Origin of the sequence: Vibrio owensii (genome assembly GCF_002021755.1) — a bacterium.
In the GTDB taxonomy this organism is placed as follows: domain Bacteria; phylum Pseudomonadota; class Gammaproteobacteria; order Enterobacterales; family Vibrionaceae; genus Vibrio; species Vibrio owensii.
Genome location: NZ_CP019960.1, coordinates 1462553 through 1482567, shown reverse-complemented (window position 1 = coordinate 1482567; position 20015 = coordinate 1462553). Strand labels below are relative to the sequence as shown.

Genomic DNA, 20015 nt, shown 5'->3' with positions numbered 1-20015 from the left:
CGGCTGAGCAGAGGAGAGATCTTTTGAAAAGATTAGCGACTACTCTAGCCTTATTAACGAATGTGATTTTTATCACATTTTCTTCGTACAGTTGGTCAGAGCAAAACGATTACAACATGACGAGAGGTGTCACAGGGATCAGTGAGCAAGTGTATGAATTACATATGCTGATCTTCTACATCTGTTGTGCCATCGCCTTCGTAGTGTTTGGTGTGATGTTCTATTCCATCTTCCGACACCGCAAGTCAAAAGGGGCAGTTGCGGCCAATTTCCATGAAAGCACCAAAGTGGAGATTATCTGGACCATCATCCCCGTCATTATCCTCATTGCCATGGCGATTCCTGCCACAAAAACGTTGGTGGCGATGGAGGATACCAGTCAATCAGACCTCACTGTGAAGATCACAGGCTCCCAATGGAAGTGGCATTACAGCTATTTCGGAGAGGACGTCGAATTCTTCAGCCTACTTGCTACCAGCCAGAAAGAAATTGATGGCATCGAAGCGAAAGGGGCGCACTACTTACTCGAAGTGGACAACCCGCTCGTTTTACCAATCAATCGTAAAGTTCGTTTCTTAATGACGTCTGATGACGTAATCCACTCTTGGTGGGTGCCTGATTTCGCAGTTAAGAAAGATACGATTCCAGGCTTTATCAATGAAGCTTGGACCAAGATTGACGAACCGGGTGTGTATCGCGGTCAGTGTGCAGAGCTTTGTGGTCGAGCACATGGTTTCATGCCGGTTGTCGTTCATGCGATGGCGGAAGACGATTTCGACCAATGGATGGCAGACAAGAAACAAGAAATTGCATTACAAAAAGCGGCTGCACAAGAAGCATTAACACAAGACCTTTCAATGGAAGACTTGATGGGACAAGGTGAGTCGATTTACACCGCGCGTTGTGCCGTGTGTCATCAAGCGAACGGTGAAGGCATTCCGGGCGCATTCCCGGCTATCAAAGGCAGTGAAATAGCTAAAGGCCCAGTTGTTGCTCACATCGATGTACTAGTAAACGGTCGTGCAGGGACAGCGATGCAAGCTTTTGCTAACCAACTTAGCGATCAAGAAATTGCCGCTGTAATTACCTATCAACGTAATGCTTGGGGAAATGACACTGGCGATACCGTTCAAGCATCCGATGTTAACGCCTTTAAGGCACAAGAAAGTGCCAAGGAGGAAATATGAGTAAGCCAATTGAAAAAGCGGTGAAGTCTGCTCCTGCAGAAGCGCAAACTACCGCAAACACCACCATTGCGATTGAAGATGACCACGATCATCATCACGCACCAAAAGGGCTAGCGCGTTGGCTTTATTCCACCAGTCATAAAGACATCGGTACGCTTTATTTATGGTTTAGTTTTGCCATGTTCCTCACTGGCGGTGCGATGGCGATGATCATTCGCGCTGAGTTGTTCCAACCGGGTTTGCAATTGGTTGACCCTCAGTTCTTTAACCAAATGACGACGGTGCATGGTCTGGTGATGGTATTTGGTGCCGTCATGCCTGCGTTTACTGGCTTAGCTAACTGGATGATCCCAATGATGATTGGCGCGCCGGATATGGCGTTACCGCGAATGAACAACTTGAGTTTTTGGATCTTACCTTTTGCTTTTCTCATTTTGATCGGCTCTTTGTTCTTACCGGGTGGTGGTCCTGATTTCGGGTGGACTTTCTACGCGCCACTTTCTACAACTTACGGCCCTGACAGTACGGCGTTGTTTGTTTTCTCAGTCCATATCATGGGTATCAGTTCCATCATGGGTGCCATCAACGTCATCGTGACTATCGTAAACATGCGTGCACCAGGTATGACATGGTTCAAGTTGCCAATGTTCGTCTGGACTTGGCTAATCACGGCGTTCTTACTGATAGCTGTGATGCCCGTATTAGCCGGTGCGGTGACCATGGTTTTGACCGACAAATACTTCGGTACCAGCTTCTTTGATGCCGCTGGTGGCGGTGACCCGGTGATGTTCCAACACATTTTCTGGTTCTTTGGTCACCCAGAGGTGTACATCATGATCTTGCCTTCGTTTGGTATTGTTTCGGCAATCATTCCGGCGTTTAGTGGCAAGAAGTTGTTCGGTTACCATTCGATGGTTTACGCGACCTGCAGTATTGCATTGTTATCTTTCCTAGTGTGGGCACACCATATGTTCACCACGGGGATGCCGGTATTCGCTGAACTCTTCTTTATGTATTGCACGATGCTGATTGCGGTACCGACTGGGGTGAAGGTCTTTAACTGGGTGGCGACCATGTGGCGCGGTGCAATGACGTTCGAGACACCGATGTTATTTGCCATCGCCTTTATTGTCCTATTTACGATAGGTGGCTTTTCAGGCTTGATGCTGGCAATTGTGCCTGCGGACTTCCAATACCACGACACGTACTTTGTTGTCGCGCATTTCCATTATGTCTTGGTATCTGGTGCGGTGTTCTCGATTATGGCGGCCGCGTATTACTGGCTACCGAAGTGGACGGGCAATATGTATGACCACAAGCTGAGTCTGTGGCATTTCTGGTGTTCCATCATCTCGGTTAATGTACTGTTCTTCCCAATGCATTTCTTGGGCTTAGCTGGGATGCCACGACGTATTCCTGATTACGCCATCCAGTTTGCGGACATAAACCAGATCGTATCGATAGGTGGCTTTGCCTTTGGTCTCTCTCAACTGATCTTTTTGTGGTTAGTGATTAAATGCATCCGTGGTGGTGAAAAAGCACCAGCCAAGCCATGGGAGAGAGCAGAAGGTCTAGAGTGGACAGTACCAAGTCCAGCGCCACACCACACGTTCACAACGCCGCCAAAAGTCGACTAAGAAAAGAGTGAGGTGAGCGAGATGCAAGGTAATTCGTCCAATAAGAAACTCACTATCAAGTTGCTGTTAGCGACAGCAATGATGTTTGGCTTCGGTTTTGCCTTAGTACCACTCTACGACATTATGTGCGATGCATTGGGCATTAACGGAAAAACCAGTGAGGTCGCAGCGATTCAACCAACAGGCATGCAAGCGGACATCAGTAGAACGATTCGTGTGGAATTTATGGCGCACGTCAGTCCAGACATGCCTTGGGAATTCAAACCAAAAGTTGTGTCCATGGATGTTCACCCTGGCGAAGTGATTCAAACGGAGTATCTTGCTTTTAATCAAAGCGGTGAAAATTTAGTAGGTCAAGCTGTGCCCTCCGTATCGCCGGGTACTGGTGCGGCTTACTTCAATAAGATCGAGTGTTTTTGCTTTAACCAACAACCATTGGAAGGTAAGCAACAAGCGAGTATGCCTTTGATTTTCTACATTGAACCTGACGTGCCGGATTCAATTCATACATTGACCTTGTCTTACACACTCTACAAATTTCCTCCTCAATCGGGCCAGTCTTCGACAGCTAGCCTCTCAGGGAGTGAGAAACAGACCTTAACGCCTCAAACCAAAGCGCGTCTGTAAGGAGAGAACTCATGAGTAACAAGCCTGACACCTATTATGTTCCCGCACAAAGCAGTTGGCCTATTGTAGGGGCATTTGCGTTATTCCTTGTCGCTGTCGGTGCTGGAATGACCGTTCAAGGCACTCAAAATGACGGTGCGGTTGGGACGCTAGGCGGCATTATTCTTGCGGTTGGTATGCTGTTTTTACTTTACATGTTGGCCGGGTGGTTCAGCAACGTTATCACCGAATCCCTTACCGGAAAGTACAGCGCGCAAATTACTCGTTCATTTCGGCAAGGGATGAGCTGGTTCATCTTTTCAGAAATCATGTTCTTTGGTGCGTTCTTTGGTGCTCTGTTCTACGCAAGAATGATTTCTGTGCCTTGGTTAGGTGGCGCAGATAACAATGCCATGACTCATGAAGTGTTGTGGCCAGCTTTCGAGGCGATATGGCCACTCACTACCACGCCGGGTGGTGATACGACCCAAGCAATGCCGTGGCAAGGCATTCCATTAACCAATACGATTTTGTTGCTATTGTCTTCGATTACGTTACATATGGCACACATCAGCTTAGAACAAGATAAGCGAACGGCGCTCATTGTCTGGTTGGAGATCACCATAGTCTTAGCGGGTTTCTTCCTCTATTACCAAGCGGTCGAGTATGCGCACGCCTATCAAGATATTGGGCTGACACTGCAATCGGGCGTTTATGGCAATACCTTCTTTATGCTCACTGGCTTCCATGGTTTGCACGTGTGCCTCGGTACGATTTTCCTCATCGTATTGCTGTTTCGCATCGCCAAGGATCACTTTTCACCTAAAAACCATTTTGCGTTCCAAGCGGGTAGCTGGTATTGGCACTTTGTAGATGTGGTTTGGCTGTGTTTATTTGTTTTTGTTTATGTCCTGTAAAACTAGTAAGGGCGAGGGTTAGGGGCGATCCAGCCAGCCCCTAGAGCAATCAGAAGGAGTATCACGACTAACGCAGAAAACATGACACGACGACCGAGATAATGGCTCATTGGTTTGCCTTTTTTCGATGAGTCCTCTGGGTCTTCGCGAACCATTTCGATAAGCGCTTTTGCGAGGTTAAAGATGATGAAAAGCAGCAAAAGGACAAGCGTTAATTTGAACAGAAATACGGTGGACATGGCACCTCCGGTTTCGTTTTTGATGTTATCGAAATGGGTTTGGATTGCTGTTTGTTTAACTGTGGTCGTGTTTTCTCTATTGGTCAAACTGGGCTTCTGGCAGCTCGAACGCGGTAACGAAAAGCAGCTTTTAGAACAAGCTATTTTGGCAAGAGCGAATGCGTCTTATCAGGATATACGCACTGTACTGGAGAACAATGATTGGCGTGAGGAGAGTGTGATTGGCATTAAGGTGAAAGCCAATGTGACTCCGGAGGCACTTCCGGTCATCCTTTTAGATAACCAGACGTATGAAGGGGCAGTGGGGTATTTAGCGTTTCAAGTCGTTTCCTTGACACAAGACCCAACCACATTGACCCTCCTAGAGTTAGGGTTTGTCAAAGGGGAAGCTTCACGCTCTGTGTTACCTAAAGTGGAAACTTTACAAGCTCCTTACGAGGTTACTGGGCGTTTATATCGTAAATCGATGAACCCTTTAAGTTCTGACTTAATGGCAGAAGTTGGCGATACGATACGCGTGCAAAACCTCAACATTAATCAACTGAGCCAGTTACTCAATGTCGAATTAATGCCAACCGTTGTTCAGCCAGATAATTTAGTCCGATGGCCGTATTCTTTTCCATGGAATCCTTTGCCATTAACCAGTGCTAAGCATTTTGGTTACTCCTTTCAATGGTTTGCTATGGCGGGCGTATTTCTGCTTATCACTGTGATGATCTTCATTCGATGGTTCAAAAGTTCACGCTCACAAGGAGGTGAGGTATGACATCTGCAGTTACGAGAGGAAGAATTGTACTGTTGTCGCTAATTGTCCTTTTCGCTCTCCCAGCAGTTATTGCCAAAGTAGTGCTTAGTCAAGGTTGGTACGAAACAGGTGTCACCAATAGAGGTGAGTTGGTGGAGCCTTACACCACATTTGAACAATTGGGGCAGACATCGCCTCTGAGTGAAAAAGGGTGGCAACTGGCTTATGTGTTGCCTTCTGATTGCCAAGAACAGTGTCAGCAACAACTTCACCTCATGCAGCAGAGTCATATTGCGTTGGGCAAATACCAAGAGCGAGTCGTCCCCGTTATCTGGACATCAAAGCAGTCAGCAAGTACGAGCGAAACGATGATGGTGATGCAAATGAATGATTCGTTGTCGGAAAAAGTACAAGCAGGCCAAATGCTGATCGTTGATCCGTTAGGACAGCTTGTGATGGCGTATACACCGGAAGCCAACGAGGATTTGGTGCAACTAAGTAAAGACGTTTTGGCGGATCTACGAAAACTATTGAAGCTATCACGTGTAGGTTAGGGAGAGAGTGATATGGCGTTAAAACGTTTAGTTAAGTTCAGTCTTTGTCTTACCCTCGTTGTCATTATGCTGGGCGCATACACACGCCTTGCTGATGCAGGTCTAGGGTGCCCAGATTGGCCTGGATGTTACGGTCAGTTACTGGTTCCTCAAACCGATGCTGAAGTTTCTCGAGCGAATGCATTATTTCCAGAAAGAGCAGTGGAACAGGGAAAGGCTTGGCTGGAGATGATTCATCGTTATTTCGCGGGCACCTTAGGGCTCGTGATTTTGATGATGGCGATTGTTGCCGTTAGGGCTGAACGTGTTGATGCGACGATTCCGATTCTACTCTGCGTCTTAGTTATTGGTCAGGCAGCATTGGGAATGTGGACCGTAACTTTAAAACTTATGCCAGTGATTGTTATGTTGCACCTACTGGGCGGATTTACATTGCTTGCTCTCCAAGCGGTGTTCTATTGTCAGATTAAATCTCAGAACAGCCTCTACTTTTCGCCATCTTCCAAAAACGTAAGAACCTTTTCCTTGATCGCGTTTGGCGTAGTGTTAACACAGGTCTTGCTTGGTGGTTGGACATCATCCAACTACGCCGCTCTTATGTGCACCGCTTTACCGATTTGTGAGGGGAACTGGACCAGTTACTTATCTTGGAAAGAGGCGTTTTCTTTCTGGCAAACAGGGTTTGATAACTATGAGTTTGGTGTTCTAGATTACCCAGCTCGAATGACAATTCATGTCAGCCATCGTATTGGTGCCATCATTACCGCATGTGTTGTGCTGATTTACTGCGTATTACTATTAAAACAAGACTCACACCATTCTCAACGCTTGGGTGTATGGATTGGCTTAGCTTTGGTTTGCCAAATCCTATTGGGCGTAAGCAATGTTGTGTTCCAACTTCCTATCTATGTGGCAGTTGCGCACAATTTAGGCGCAGCGGTCATGCTTTCACTTATCTGTGTGAGTCAGTTCTACCTATGGCAGGGTAAAGCTCGTTGGAGTCATCAAGCGAAAGGAGTTCGCTATGAGTAAAGAAATCGCGTTACCGCTAGAAAGTGGTAAGAAGAAGCTCGGTTCAACTTATTTAAAACTAACAAAACCCAAAGTCGTTGCGCTTATGTTGATTACCGCCATTGTCGGAATGAGCTTAGCGCCGGTTGCCAGTTTTCCTTGGCTACAAGCGGCGATAGGTCTCATTGGCATTGGTTTGATGGCGGGGTCGGCGGCAGCGTTTAATCATCTCATCGATCGCCGTATTGATGCGCGAATGGCTCGAACTCACAAGCGTCCTCTGCCTTCTGGTGACACGAATCCGTTATCAGTCGCGTTGTTTGCTGTTACGTTAGGTGTTGTTGGTTTTGTACTTCTGTATGCACTGGTTAATCCGTTAACAGCTTGGATGACGTTTTTAAGCTTGCTCGGTTACGCGGTGGTTTACACCATGTACCTTAAACGGGCGACCCCACAAAACATTGTAATTGCCGGAATTGCAGGTGCTATGCCGCCACTTTTAGGATGGACTGCAGTGACGGGAGAGTTACACGCCCATGCTTGGCTTTTGGTGATGATTATCTTTATATGGACGCCACCTCATTTCTGGGCATTGGCGATTCATCGGGTCGAAGATTATCGAAAAGTGGATATTCCAATGCTACCGGTCACCCATGGTATTGAGTACACCAAAACTTCGATTCTTCTGTACACAGTTTTACTCACGCTCGTTTGTATTCTGCCTGTGCTGGTGGGGATGGTCGGTTCGGTTTATCTTTTCTCTTCTTTGCTTCTTAACATTGGCTTTATGTATCACGCGTGGAAATTGAAGTTCTCACCTGAACAAAACAGCGCTATGGAAACATTCAAATTCTCCATTTATCACTTACTTGCTTTGTTTGTTGCTTTGTTGGCAGACCATTATCTTGGTTTGCTCTTCTCGCTATAGGTGCTCTCTTCTTTGTTTCTCCAAACCGCACTGAACAAGTGCGGTTTTTTGTTGGCCTTTATATCTAATCATTTTGCGGTGTAACTGCTTAGTAGTGCGCCCCAAACCGTTTGATAAATACCTTTTTGAGCGCTTGTGCTAATAGCTGAGGATTTATGAATCACGCTTTAGTTAGCAACGGGAGAGAAGGACTCATGAAGAACTGCCACACGGCTTTCCGTTGAACTCCGTCAAGTCTTGCTGAACAAACCCTTAATCTATGAGCTTAAACTGTCGCCTTTAATTTAAGAGCTAGAACCAGAAGTGTTATGACGGAGCAAATAAGAAGTTTGATTTAGACAGTGAGAGAGTTGAGAGAGTCTTAGCGGCAAATGGTACTGAAGTGAACAAATAAGAGGCAAACAAAAAGGGATGCCGAAACATCCCTTAGACTAGAAATTAGAGCGGTAACTCTTATTCTGGTTGAACTAGTTCTTCGTATTGGAACTCAGGAACTACAACTTCAACACGACGGTTCTTCTCGCGACCTTCGTGAGTGCTGTTGTCAGCTACAGGGTTCTCTTCACCCATACCTTTAACTGTGAAGCGGTCTGCATCGATACCTGCTGCGATTAGGTAATCTGCAACAGCTTGTGCACGACGCTCAGACAGTTTTTGGTTGTATGCTGCTGGACCAGAGCTATCTGTGTAACCAGTGATTTCAACTTGAGCTTGAGGGTACTCGTTCAAGAAGTTAACGAAGTTGTCTAGACGCTCAGATACTGAATCAGTAAGTGTTGCACTGTCGAATTCAAACGTACCTGTACCGTACTCTTCTTTGTGCGTCTTCGTCATCATTACTGGTTCTTCTTCCATCACCTCTTCTGTTACTACTGCCGCTACAACAGGTGCTGCTGCGAACTTGTAGTTAACGCCGATGCCGAAGAAGTTAGCGTCCATATCATCTAGAACGTCGTCAGAAATATCTTGGTAACGTTGGTACTCTGCACGAACGCTCCAGTTTCTATCGATAGTGTATTCCGCCCCCAATGAACCTGTAGGAACGATGTCTTTCTCGTCACCAGAGATCATGTAAGCACCACCGACTTTCGCGAATAGGTTCCACGTATCGTTTAGATGCCAGTTGAATTTTGGTGCAAGTGTTAATGCCCAAAGGTCGCCGTCAATCGTATCAACTGTACTAGCCCCTGACTTGAAGTTAGCTTTGTAGTCACCTAAGTAATCAACGCCGTACTCAAGACCAATGATATCGGTAAAGTCGTAACCGATGTGCATTCCGGCACCGAAAGCATCATCATCACAAGGGCTGTTTAAATAGCAAGCATCATCTAGTGTAGTCATGCCTACTTTGCCCCCGATATACATTTCAGCTTGAGCAGAGTTAATTAAACCACCAGCTACCACTGCTGCTACTGCAATTGCTACTTTTTTCATAGTGTTTCCTTGTATTGATTGCATATTAATTTCTACTTTGTTTTAACAATTTGAGTAAAACTAGGTAGTTATAAGAAATTAGTTTAATAGTCATTTAATTTAACATCAAGCAACAATATCTTAGATCTTGCTACACTTTTAGTCGCGAACTCCCTCACAAACTTCTGATATTTCTTACATTGTAGACAACTTTTTCAAAGTTACAGGAAAATATATGATTATTTTGAACTTTTTATGTACATTAAAATTTACACTGTGTTTTGTTTTGAACGTAGAGTGTTAATTTGCATTTTTTTAAAAAAAGTGATTGCAACTGTTCTTCTAAGTCGATAAGTTACTTGCATTGACACAATTAAATAAGCCCACAGCCCTTATTATTGCTTGCTTTGTGAACAATGTTGCACTGAGTAAAGTTTGGGCAAATTAGTGGGGCTGGGATAGTAATTAGGAAGTAGAAGTAATGTTTCAAACTGATGATGTAAGAATTAATAAAGTAAAAGAGCTATTGCCACCTGTTGCAGTGCTTGAGAAATTTCCGGCAACCGAAACTGCTTCCACAACCACTTTTGAATGTCGTAATGCCATCCACAATATTCTTGAAGGTAAAGATGACCGTCTGCTTGTGATCGTTGGTCCATGTTCTATTCACGATCCAGAAGCTGCTGTCGAGTACGGCAAAAAGCTCAAAGTGCTTCGTGATGAATTAGGTGAGCAACTTGAAGTGGTCATGCGTGTTTACTTTGAAAAGCCACGTACAACGGTTGGTTGGAAAGGTCTAATCAACGACCCGTACCTAAATGATACTTACAAGCTGAATGATGGTCTTCGTATTGGTCGTAAGCTGTTGCTTGACCTTACTGACATGGGCCTTCCTACGGCAAGTGAATTCCTAGATATGATCACGCCACAGTATGTCGCTGACCTTATTAGCTGGGGTGCTATCGGTGCACGTACGACTGAATCTCAGGTACACCGTGAGCTAGCGTCAGGTTTGTCTTGCCCAGTGGGCTTTAAAAACGGTACTGATGGCAACATCAAGATCGCTAGCGACGCAATCCGCTCTGCAAGCGCATCTCACCACTTCTTATCAGTGACAAAATACGGCCACTCTGCAATCGTAGAAACAGCAGGTAACCCTGACTGTCACATCATTTTACGTGGCGGTAAAGAGCCAAACTACAGCGCGTCTCATGTAGCACAAATCAAAGATGAGCTAGATGCTGCTGGTCTGCCGAAGAAAGTCATGATCGACTTCAGCCACGCAAACAGCTCTAAGCAATTTAAGCGTCAAATGCTGGTTTCTGATGATGTTTCAGAGCAGATTTCTGGCGGCGAAGACGCAATCTTTGGTGTGATGATTGAGTCTCACCTTGTTGAAGGTCGTCAAGACTTAGTAGACGGCAAAGTCGCTAACTACGGCCAATCTATTACAGATGCATGTATTGGTTGGGAAGATACGGAAACCGTTCTACGTCAGTTATCAGATGCTGTAAAAGCTCGCCGCGCTAAATAAGCATCAATATTTCGTGTTCATAAAAGCCAGCAACTCGCTGGCTTTTTTAATGTTCTGAAAACATAGAATGAAATCGGTTATATCCAACTAAACCAAAACAAGAATAAACGTGTTGCACATAAGTTATGTGTTTTAGTTTTAAATCCGTTATGGTGTGGGCATCGATAAAAAAACACTCAAGGAATGAGATGAACAGAAACGTCTGGCTATTGTCACTTTGCCAAGCTTTATTAATGACAGGGAACATTCTCTTAATCTCAGTCATCGCGCTCATCGGAAAGCAAATCGCTCCTTCTTCAAGCATGATTACTCTGCCAGTAGCGTTGCAATTTCTTGGCTTAATGTCAGCGACGATTCCTGCTTCCTTAATTATGGGAAAACTAGGGCGTCGTCTAGGTTTTAGCTTGGGTAACGTTATTGGCATCTTTGGCGCTTCATTAGCAACTTATGCGCTTTCGTTAGAAAACTTCACTTTGTTTTGTGCTTCTACGTTTTTATTAGGTGTAGGGATTGGATTTGGTACGCTCTATCGATTTGCTGCGATTGAAGTTTGTGATGAATCTGCGAGGCACCGCGCAATTTCTATTTCCATGGCGGGTGGGGTGCTTGCGGCAGTGTTAGGGCCAAACCTCGCTGTCTATTCACAAAAGTGGTCAAGCGATGGTCTGTATATTAGTGCTTTTGCTGTATTGATTGGTTTGTATGTTACCGCACTCATTTTGCTTCAAACGATTCGATTCCCCTCGGCACACACCCAGAGTTCGCATTTAAAAACAGACTCGCTAAAAGTCATTGTTCGCCGTCCTAACTTTATGATCGCAGTTCTAGCCGCGATGGTGGCCTATGCTGTCATGAATATTCTGATGACCGCAACTCCATTGGCGATGATTGGTTGTGGCTTTGACTTCACCAGAGCGGCTGGTGTGATTGAATGGCATGTCTTGGGCATGTTTGTTCCTGCTTTCTTTACGGGCAGTTTGATCGAGAAGTTTGGGGCGAAGAAGATGATCTTAGCTGGTGGAGTACTGTTTATTACGTGTATCGCGATTAACATGCACGGACTTTCTATTTGGCATTTCAGTACCGCGTTGATCTTACTCGGGGTTGGATGGAATTTCATGTTTATCGCTGCAACAAGCTTGTTTAGCCAGAGTTATGAAGCAAAGAACAAGAGTAAAGCGCAGGCGTTTAATGAGTTTTTCGTGTTCAGCTGCGTCACCGTTACTGCGCTTTTGTCTGGTTGGTTGGAATCTACCGTAGGATGGCAGAGCTTGAATTTGTACGTTCTGCCTTTTGTCCTATTGGTGATGGGAATATTTTTTATCAAGGCGAATAATAACTCTGAATCTCAAGTTGCATAAATCAACTTCAAGATTTTATAAGACCCAGTTATGTACGCTGGGTCTTTTTTGTCTATCGGCTCACAACCCACAAAATAATTGGTTAATTATTGTTATCTAAGTAAGTTTTTCGAGCTTGAAATGTCGCATCTGTAAGGTTTTTTCTCTAGCATTTTGTAATAAATATAACAATCGTGTATATAACCTGTCGCAATTTAATAAAAACTATAGAAGCCTCATCTATGTCAGTCTCAACTTCCAATAAAGCTCAAGAAACCCTTGTAGGAGATTCCGACGAGCTGGTCTCAACAACCGATCTTAAAGGTGTCATTACTTACTGTAATGATGCGTTTTGTCGAATCGCAGAATACAGCCACGACGAACTGCTCGGACAAAACCACAATATTGTTCGCCACGGAGATATGCCCAAAGCCGCTTTTGGTGATATGTGGGCTCGCCTGAAACAAGGCAAAGCGTGGCGCGGAATTGTAAAGAACAGTACGAAGTCGGGTGGTTACTATTGGGTCGATGCTTACGTAACCCCAATTTATGAAGGCCATCAAATGGTGGGCTATCAATCGGTTCGTGTGAAACCAAAGCGTGAATGGGTTGATATCGCTTCTAAGGCTTACCAAGGGCTTTTGAAAGCAGAGAATTCGGGACGTGCATGGTCACTGAAGTTAAATGAAACACTACGCTATGCGATTCTTCTAGGTGCATTAGCCGCACCGGTCACTAGCTTTGCTTTATCACTTGAAGGGCCACTCGCTTGGCTTGCTACATTATTACCGGCAGGCGTGCTTACCGTGTTATTCCGCCAAGAACTCATTGATACGCCGCAACAGTTTAAAAAACTGCAAGCACAATACGACAGTGTGAGTCGCTTGGTGTATTCCGGTAATAAACCATTCTCTATCGCGGACTTTCACATCAAAATGCTTTCTGCTCGTATTCGTACCGTTTTGGGTCGTATGACAGACTCGGCAAGACCGCTCCAAAATTGCGCTGAAGAGCTAAGTCATACCACCGCAGAAGTACTTACGGCTTTGACGCAGCAGAACAAAGACATACATGAAGTTCGTGATGCTGCTGACTCGATGGAGGCATCAGCGAATTCGGTTTCATCCAGCACTCACGATGCTCATCTGCTGATTGATGATACGTTGAAATCCTGCTTAATGGCGAAAGAGACCATCGACCAAACCCATACGAACCTAGCGCAACTAAGCTTACAAGCTGAGAAGGCGACAGAAACGACCTATCAATTGAGTGACCAAGCACAAAAGGTCAGTCAATTAATGGAAGAGATTGGTGGAATTGCCGATCAAACCAATCTGCTAGCACTCAATGCTGCAATTGAGGCAGCGCGAGCGGGTGAACAAGGTCGTGGTTTTGCTGTTGTGGCTGATGAGGTGAGGGCACTTTCCGGACGTACCTCGAATGCGACTGAGCAAATTAAAGCATCGATTGAAGCTATGCTAATGACGATTCAAGGCTGGCAGAAGGATATCATCGCTAATAAAGATCAAACAGACACCTGTTCGCAAGTGGCTGAACAAAGTGCGGCGCGTCTGTCTGAGGTAGAACAGATGATGCAAACCATGAGTGGTTTGATGGTGAATGTCGCGGACTCTGCCAATAAGCAGTTGCAGCTTTCTAGCGACGTGAATCAGCACATTCATTCGATTGCGTCGACAGCAGAGCAGAACTTAGCGGCTACACATTCTGTAGAACAGAACAGTAAGCAGTTGAAAGATCAAGTTCAAGACTTCTATCGACTTGCTATTCAGTTTGAAGAGAAATGATTCAAACCAGCTAGCTGAATCGTTGTTGAAAAATGATTAGATAAAATAAAGCCCCGCCGAAGCGGGGCTTTTCAGTTTTCAAATTCGCAATAGAGAAAACTGATAATACTAAGCGATTAAGCTAGCAGTTCTTTTGCTGTGTTTACTGCGTTTTCTACAGTGAAACCAAACATTTCGAACAGTTGGTCAGCTGGTGCAGATTCACCGAATGTTGTCATACCGATGATGCGACCGTCGAAGCCAACGTACTTGTACCAGAAGTCAGCAATACCCGCTTCGATAGCGATACGTGCAGTTACGTCTGATGGTAGTACTGATTCACGGTAAGCCGCGTCTTGCTTGTCGAATGTATCTGTTGCAGGCATTGAAACAACGCGTACTTTCTTACCCTCAGCGGTTAGTTGCTCTGCTGCTTTCACTGCTAGTTCAACTTCAGAACCTGTCGCGATTAGGATTAGTTCAGGCTTACCATCGCTGTCTTTCAGGATGTAACCACCCTTAGCGATATCAGCAACTTGCTGAGCTGTACGTTCTTGTTGCGCTAGGTTTTGACGAGAGAAGATAAGCGCCGATGGGCCATCTTTACGTTCAATCGCTAGTTTCCATGCCACTGCAGACTCAACTTGGTCACATGGACGCCATGTGCTCATGTTTGGAGTCAGGCGTAGAGACGCCATTTGCTCAACCGGTTGGTGAGTTGGGCCATCTTCGCCAAGACCGATAGAGTCGTGCGTGTAAACTTGGATGTTCTGAACTTTCATCAGAGCAGCCATACGCATAGCGTTACGTGCGTATTCCATAAACATTAGGAATGTTGCGCCGTAAGGAACGAAACCACCGTGTAGTGCGATACCGTTCATGATCGCTGTCATACCGAATTCACGTACACCGTAGTGGATGTAGTTACCAGAGAAGTCGTTCGCTTCTAGAGACTTAGAACCAGACCACATAGTTAGGTTAGAAGGCGCTAGGTCAGCAGAGCCGCCCATGAATTCTGGAAGCATTTGACCAAACGCTTCTAGTGCGTTTTGAGATGCTTTACGTGATGCGATGTTTGCTGGGTTTGCTTGAAGGTCAGCAATGATTTGGTTTGCTTTCTCTTCCCACTCAGCCGGTAGGTCACCGTTTACGCGGCGTTTGAATTCAGCTGCCAGCTCAGGGTACGCTGCTTCATAAGCTGCAAATTTCTCGTCCCACGCTGCTTCCTTAGCTGCGCCTGCTTCTTTCGCTGACCACTCTGCGTAGACTTCCTGCGGAATTTCAAAAGGACCGTGCTCCCAACCTAGTTCTTTACGTGTTGCTGCAATTTCCTCAGCACCTAGTGGCGCACCGTGACAGTCGTGTGAACCAGATTTGTTTGGTGAACCAAAACCGATGATAGTTTTAGTACAGATAAGTGTAGGGCGTGGATCCGCTTTTGCCGCTTCGATTGCTGCGTTGATCGCTTCAGAGTCGTGACCATCTACAGCAGGGATTACGTGCCAGCCGTATGATTCAAAACGCTTAGGTGTATCGTCAGAGAACCAACCTTCAACGTGACCGTCGATAGAGATGCCGTTGTCATCCCAGAATGCGATCAGTTTGCCAAGGCCTAGCGTACCGGCAAGAGAACATGCCTCGTGCGAGATACCTTCCATCAGACAGCCATCACCCATGAACACGTAAGTGAAGTGGTCAACGATGTCGTGGCCTTCTTTGTTGAACTGAGCCGCTAGCGCTTTCTCAGCCATTGCCATACCAACAGCGTTAGTGATGCCTTGACCTAGAGGACCTGTTGTTGTCTCGATACCAGGTGCGTAGCCGTACTCTGGGTGACCAGGAGTCTTAGAGTGAAGCTGACGGAAGTTTTTAAGATCGTCGATAGATAGCTCGTAGCCTGCAAGGTGCAGTAGAGAGTAGATAAGCATAGAGCCGTGGCCGTTAGACAGTACGAAACGGTCGCGGTCAGCCCACTCTGGGTTAGATGGGTTGTGGTTTAGGTGAGAGCGCCAAAGAACTTCAGCGATATCAGCCATACCCATAGGTGCACCTGGGTGACCAGAGTTAGCTTGTTGAACACCGTCCATGCTTAGTGCACGGATTGCATTAGCTAGATATTTACGATCCATAGTAGTTACTTCTCGATATTTGATTTAAATAGAGGGAACTCGTCGAAACAAGTTCAAATAGAATTTTTTTGAATAAAGCGTTGATGCTAAAAGCGAGTAGGCTGGCTACTCGCTTTTGGTAAGCAATTAAAGCTTAGCTGCGATCATGTCTTCTAGTTTGCCTTGGTCAACCGCGAAGTTACGGATACCTTCAGCTACTTTCTCAACAGCCATTGCGTCTAGGTTGTGCTCCCATAGGAACTCAGCGTGAGACATTGGAGCTGGACGCTCTTTAGAACCTTTAGAATCAACCAGTTTCTCTACAACTTCGCCTTCGGCAGCTTCTAGCTCAGCAAGAAGAGCAGGAGCGATAGTTAGACGGTCACAGCCAGCAAGTTCTAGGATCTCGCCGATGTTACGGAAGCTTGCGCCCATAACAACTGTGTTGTAACCGTAGTCTTTGTAGTAGTTGTAGATGTCTGTTACTGAGATTACACCTGGATCTTCTGAAGCTTCAAAGTCACGACCTTCTTTCGCTTTGTACCAGTCCATGATGCGGCCAACGAATGGCGAGATTAGGAATACGCCTGCTTCAGCACATGCACGAGCTTGCGCGAAAGAGAATAGAAGCGTTAGGTTACAGTTGATGCCTTCTTTCTCTAGGATCTCTGCAGCGCGGATACCTTCCCAAGTAGAAGCCAGTTTGATTAGGATACGGTCGTTAGTGATGCCTGCGTCGTTGTACATTTTTACAAGTTGGCGAGCTTTAGCAACGCTGCCTTCTGTGTCGTAAGAAAGACGAGCATCTACTTCTGTAGAGATACGGCCAGGGATAGTTTTTAGGATCTCTTTACCGATGTTTACTGCAAGCATGTCACAAGTGTCTTGTACTTGTTGTGCTTTGTCGTTGCTTTGTGCTTTTGCGTATTCGATAGAAGCGTCGATTAGAGGTGCGTACTCTTCGATTTGAGCCGCTTTTAGGATAAGAGATGGGTTCGTTGTTGCATCTTCAGGTTGGTACTTTTTGATTGCGTCAATTTCACCAGTGTCCGCTACTACAGTTGTTAGTTTACGAAGTTGCTCTAACTTGTTGCTCATAATCGATCATCCTATATAAATGGGCTTAAGTGTGGTTTTCAATACCACAGCTTGTGCATTTGCAAGCGTGTCGGCTAATCGTCTCATCATATTTAACGAGACATCTGCTCAGCCAACTACGGAAAATTTCGGTACCGAACATTTGCTATGAACATTTGATCGGTAGCTGAGTAAATGATGAATCCATATTTATCCTATCCATGCTGAAAGTCAATCGCCGAAACCGACTTTAAGTGAAGTTCATCAACGTTTTTTTGCTGTGTGTTCAGAGCATGGCCGAAATAAACGTTTGCCCTTATTGTTCAAGGCTTGAGCAGTACTGATATTAATAAAATCACGCAGTGAGAAAATGTCATTGCAGTGAGCAAATGTCGCAGTAAAATTGGAGGGTAACATATGCTAAGTCAATGAGCGGATGCTCACTAATGCATACAATGTCGATCCTCTAAAAGGGCGAGAAAAACCATGAGCAGTTCTAACCAAGATATTTCTATTGAAAGCACAGACTTACTAACGGAGATTTCCGTTGCTTATTATCAAGATGGTGCAACACAGGAAGAGATATCCAGAAAATTTTCCATTTCTCGTGCCAAAGTAGGGCGAATGCTCAAACAGGCGCGTGATGAAGGGATTGTTGAAATCACCGTAAAGTACCACCCAGTGTTCAGTGCCAAGATCGAGCAACGCTTGATTGACCGCTTTGGTGTGAAACGCGCGCTGGTGGCATTGGATCAGCCCAATGAAGAAGCGCAGCGCCTTCAAGTGTCAGGTTTGGTCTCTAACTATCTCACTAGCACGCTAAAGAACGGCATGGTGGTGACGGTTGGGCAAGGGCGTAATGTATCTTCCGTGGCTCACCACATTGGTGTTATTACGCCGCGTGATTGTAAGTTTGTGTGTGGCATCGGCGGAATCCACCCTCGTGGCGGTATGTTTAACGCCGACCACATTTGCCGACAGTTTGCTAAGAAATATGGCGGAACCTCCGAAACCCTTTATGCACCAGCTTACGCTGAAAACCGAGAGCAGAAAATTGCCTTCATGCAAAATGCTACGGTTAAACAAACGCTCGATCTTGCACGTAAAGCGGATGTAGCCCTTGTCGGTATCGGTGATATGAGTGAAAACAGCTATATGGTCGACCTTGGATGGTTCACTCCAGATGAAGTGGTGCAATCTCGTTTGATGCAAGGTGTCGTCGGGGATTTTGCTGGCTACGACTTCTTTGATATCCACGGCAACGTCGCAAACACAGTGATGAGTGACCGAGTAATCGGTTTAGGTATCGAAGAGTTTAGACCTATTGCAGAAGTGATTGCGATTGCGGCGGAAAACAGTAAGCCACTCGCACTATTAGGTGCTTTAAGAACTGGCGCGATAGATGTTATTGCAACCAGCGTTAGTAACGCACTGACGGTTCTTAACTTGGATGAGCAGATGCACGGCAACAGTACATCAGAGGTTTAGCACAAATAATATGCAAACTATGTAATCAGGCTGAGAGGATTTATAAATGACTCGCAGCCTGATTTCGTTTCCAAGTTAAAAATAATCCTCAGGAGTAATTTGTAGTTGATTACTCTGGAGGAAATTATGAAAAAGACACTTCTCGCAGCTGCTTTATTTACGGGGTTAACAGGCATGGCGCAAGCCGAGCAAAAAGTCGTTGCAGGCTATTTTGCTGACTGGCAATACGCTAACGCAGATAACCCATACACAGTAAAAGACATCCCAGCTGATAACCTGACCCATATCATCTACGCGTTTTTGAGCATGTGTGGCCCTCATACTGGCGCATCTGAGACAGTGCAAAAGTTAGTCGCTAAGCAATGTGAAGGCAAAGAGCCGTATACCGCGATTCTGGTTGATACCGAGGCGGCACTTGAAAAAGACTTTGGTCCGGTCTCTGTCGACGTCCCATATAAAGGGCACTTCGCTCAATTAGCCGAACTTAAGAAGCAACACCCTGATCTGAAAATTCTCCCTTCTTTTGGCGGTTGGACCATGTCTGAACCTTTCCATGCAATGGCTAAAAACCAGCAAGCGATGGATCAATTCTCTAAAACGGCTGTTGAGTTGATTGCTCAATACGATTTCTTCGATGGCATTGACTTGGATTGGGAATACCCAGGTGGCGGCGGTTTAACGACTTCTCCTTGGAATCCAGATACTAAGCTGACGGATGAGCAGAAAGCGCTTGAACGTGACGCCTTCACATATCTAGTTAAAACCATGCGTGGCGATTTAGATACTCTAGCGAAAAAGACCAAGCGTGAGTACGAGCTTTCAACTGCAGTGGGTGTTGGTCCAAAAGCGGCGGGCATCGATTGGAAAGCGGCGCAGCCTTACCTAACCAACATGTTTGCGATGACTTACGATTTCCTTGGCGGTTGGGGGCAACAGACAGGGCATACGACGAACCTACACGCGACTGACCGTAGTTGGTGGGGAATGGGCGCAGACGTGTTCATTAACCAAATGATTGAGCTGGGCATTCCGAGTGAAAAGCTAGTGATTGGTGCGGCGTTCTACGGTCGTGGCTGGCAAGGTACCAAAGATTTTTCTGGAGGCTTACCAACTCAAGACCTAGTTTCTGAGCAAGGCGCACAGTTCGGTACTGGTGAGAATGGCTACTTCATGTTCTGGGATCTGATGAAGAACTACAGCACGAAACAGGGATATGAATACAAATATGACGAGCAAGCTCAAGCTCCTTACCTGTGGAACCCAGAAAAGAAGGTGTTCATCTCGTTCGAAGATCAGCGATCTATAAAAGCCAAAGCAGATTGGGCGAAACAATCAAACCTTGGTGGGATCTTTACATGGGAACTATCAGGAGATCCGAAAGGGGAGTTAGTCGAAGTGATGTATAAGGAAATGCAGAACTAGTCTCTGTCCCTTACGTAATAATCAC

Annotated in this window: 17 protein-coding genes; 13 read left to right on the top strand and 4 right to left on the bottom strand. The window is 45.6% G+C overall.

The genetic code is table 11. The features are described from left to right. Nucleotides 1–23 precede the first annotated feature (23 nt). The 4 genes from coxB to A9237_RS23060 are packed head-to-tail and all read left to right on the top strand — an operon-like array spanning nt 24 to nt 4347. Nucleotides 24–1187 (top strand): cytochrome c oxidase subunit II, encoded by a 1164-nt coding sequence (coxB, locus tag A9237_RS23075; RefSeq protein ID WP_005435571.1) that lies wholly within the window; start codon nt 24–26, stop codon nt 1185–1187. Continuing rightward, on the top strand, nt 1184–2824 hold the full coding sequence (gene ctaD, locus A9237_RS23070; RefSeq protein WP_039841460.1) for a cytochrome c oxidase subunit I: 1641 nt from the start codon (nt 1184–1186) through the stop codon (nt 2822–2824). The genes coxB and ctaD overlap by 4 nt, the downstream gene beginning before the upstream one ends. Nucleotides 2825–2845: 21 nt before the next feature. After that, nucleotides 2846–3451, top strand: a complete 606-nt coding sequence (locus A9237_RS23065; protein WP_078609786.1) for a cytochrome c oxidase assembly protein — start codon at nt 2846–2848, stop codon at nt 3449–3451. Nucleotides 3452–3462: 11 nt separating this feature from the next. Next, nucleotides 3463–4347: a cytochrome c oxidase subunit 3 gene (locus tag A9237_RS23060; protein ID WP_078609785.1), complete on the top strand. Its 885-nt coding sequence runs from the start codon at nt 3463–3465 to the stop codon at nt 4345–4347. Nucleotides 4348–4349: 2 nt separating this feature from the next. Here A9237_RS23060 and A9237_RS23055 read toward each other — a convergent pair whose 3' ends face one another. Then, nucleotides 4350–4586, bottom strand: a complete 237-nt coding sequence (locus A9237_RS23055) for a DUF2909 family protein (protein ID WP_005425979.1) — start codon at nt 4584–4586, stop codon at nt 4350–4352. Here A9237_RS23055 and A9237_RS23050 point away from each other — a divergent pair. Genes A9237_RS23050 through cyoE form a run of 4 tightly spaced genes read left to right on the top strand, consistent with a single transcriptional unit; the run spans nt 4585 to nt 7824 of the window. After that, nucleotides 4585–5352 (top strand): SURF1 family protein, encoded by a 768-nt coding sequence (locus A9237_RS23050; RefSeq protein ID WP_078609784.1) that lies wholly within the window; start codon nt 4585–4587, stop codon nt 5350–5352. The genes A9237_RS23055 and A9237_RS23050 overlap by 2 nt on opposite strands. After that, on the top strand, nt 5349–5885 hold the full coding sequence (locus A9237_RS23045) for a hypothetical protein (RefSeq protein WP_039988421.1): 537 nt from the start codon (nt 5349–5351) through the stop codon (nt 5883–5885). The genes A9237_RS23050 and A9237_RS23045 overlap by 4 nt, the downstream gene beginning before the upstream one ends. Nucleotides 5886–5897: 12 nt before the next feature. Next, nucleotides 5898–6917: a COX15/CtaA family protein gene (locus tag A9237_RS23040; protein WP_078609783.1), complete on the top strand. Its 1020-nt coding sequence runs from the start codon at nt 5898–5900 to the stop codon at nt 6915–6917. Further along, a complete protein-coding gene (gene cyoE / locus A9237_RS23035; protein ID WP_078609782.1) occupies nt 6910–7824 on the top strand; it encodes a heme o synthase in 915 nt (304 codons plus the stop codon). Before A9237_RS23040 ends, cyoE begins: the two co-directional genes overlap by 8 nt. A 453-nt stretch (nt 7825–8277) precedes the next feature. Here cyoE and A9237_RS23030 read toward each other — a convergent pair whose 3' ends face one another. Further along, nucleotides 8278–9258: an OmpA family protein gene (locus A9237_RS23030; RefSeq protein WP_038895452.1), complete on the bottom strand. Its 981-nt coding sequence runs from the start codon at nt 9256–9258 to the stop codon at nt 8278–8280. Between the two features lie 460 nt (nt 9259–9718). Between A9237_RS23030 and aroG the strand changes: the two genes are divergently transcribed. The 3 genes from aroG (at nt 9719) to A9237_RS23015 (ending at nt 13916) form a co-directional block, all read left to right on the top strand. Then, nucleotides 9719–10771: a 3-deoxy-7-phosphoheptulonate synthase AroG gene (gene aroG, locus A9237_RS23025; protein ID WP_009706150.1), complete on the top strand. Its 1053-nt coding sequence runs from the start codon at nt 9719–9721 to the stop codon at nt 10769–10771. A 188-nt stretch (nt 10772–10959) separates the two neighbouring features. Then, nucleotides 10960–12132: an MFS transporter gene (locus tag A9237_RS23020; RefSeq protein WP_078609781.1), complete on the top strand. Its 1173-nt coding sequence runs from the start codon at nt 10960–10962 to the stop codon at nt 12130–12132. Between the two features lie 221 nt (nt 12133–12353). Next, on the top strand, nt 12354–13916 hold the full coding sequence (locus A9237_RS23015; protein ID WP_078609780.1) for a methyl-accepting chemotaxis protein: 1563 nt from the start codon (nt 12354–12356) through the stop codon (nt 13914–13916). 116 nt (nt 13917–14032) lie between these two features. Here A9237_RS23015 and tkt read toward each other — a convergent pair whose 3' ends face one another. Together tkt and tal are read right to left on the bottom strand one after the other, a co-directional pair. After that, entirely contained in the window at nt 14033–16024 is a 1992-nt protein-coding gene (gene tkt / locus A9237_RS23010) for a transketolase (RefSeq protein ID WP_078609779.1), read from the bottom strand. A gap of 126 nt (nt 16025–16150) precedes the next feature. Further along, nucleotides 16151–17101, bottom strand: a complete 951-nt coding sequence (gene tal, locus A9237_RS23005) for a transaldolase (RefSeq protein WP_005425862.1) — start codon at nt 17099–17101, stop codon at nt 16151–16153. A gap of 465 nt (nt 17102–17566) precedes the next feature. Here tal and A9237_RS22995 point away from each other — a divergent pair, with 465 nt between their 5' ends. Together A9237_RS22995 and A9237_RS22990 are read left to right on the top strand one after the other, a co-directional pair. Beyond that, nucleotides 17567–18568 carry a sugar-binding transcriptional regulator gene (locus A9237_RS22995; protein ID WP_005435602.1) on the top strand — a complete coding sequence of 334 codons (1002 nt, stop codon included), beginning with the start codon at nt 17567–17569 and terminating at the stop codon, nt 18566–18568. A 126-nt stretch (nt 18569–18694) separates the two neighbouring features. After that, on the top strand, nt 18695–19990 hold the full coding sequence (locus A9237_RS22990; RefSeq protein ID WP_078609777.1) for a glycoside hydrolase family 18 protein: 1296 nt from the start codon (nt 18695–18697) through the stop codon (nt 19988–19990). The last annotated feature ends 25 nt before the right edge of the window (nt 19991–20015 follow it).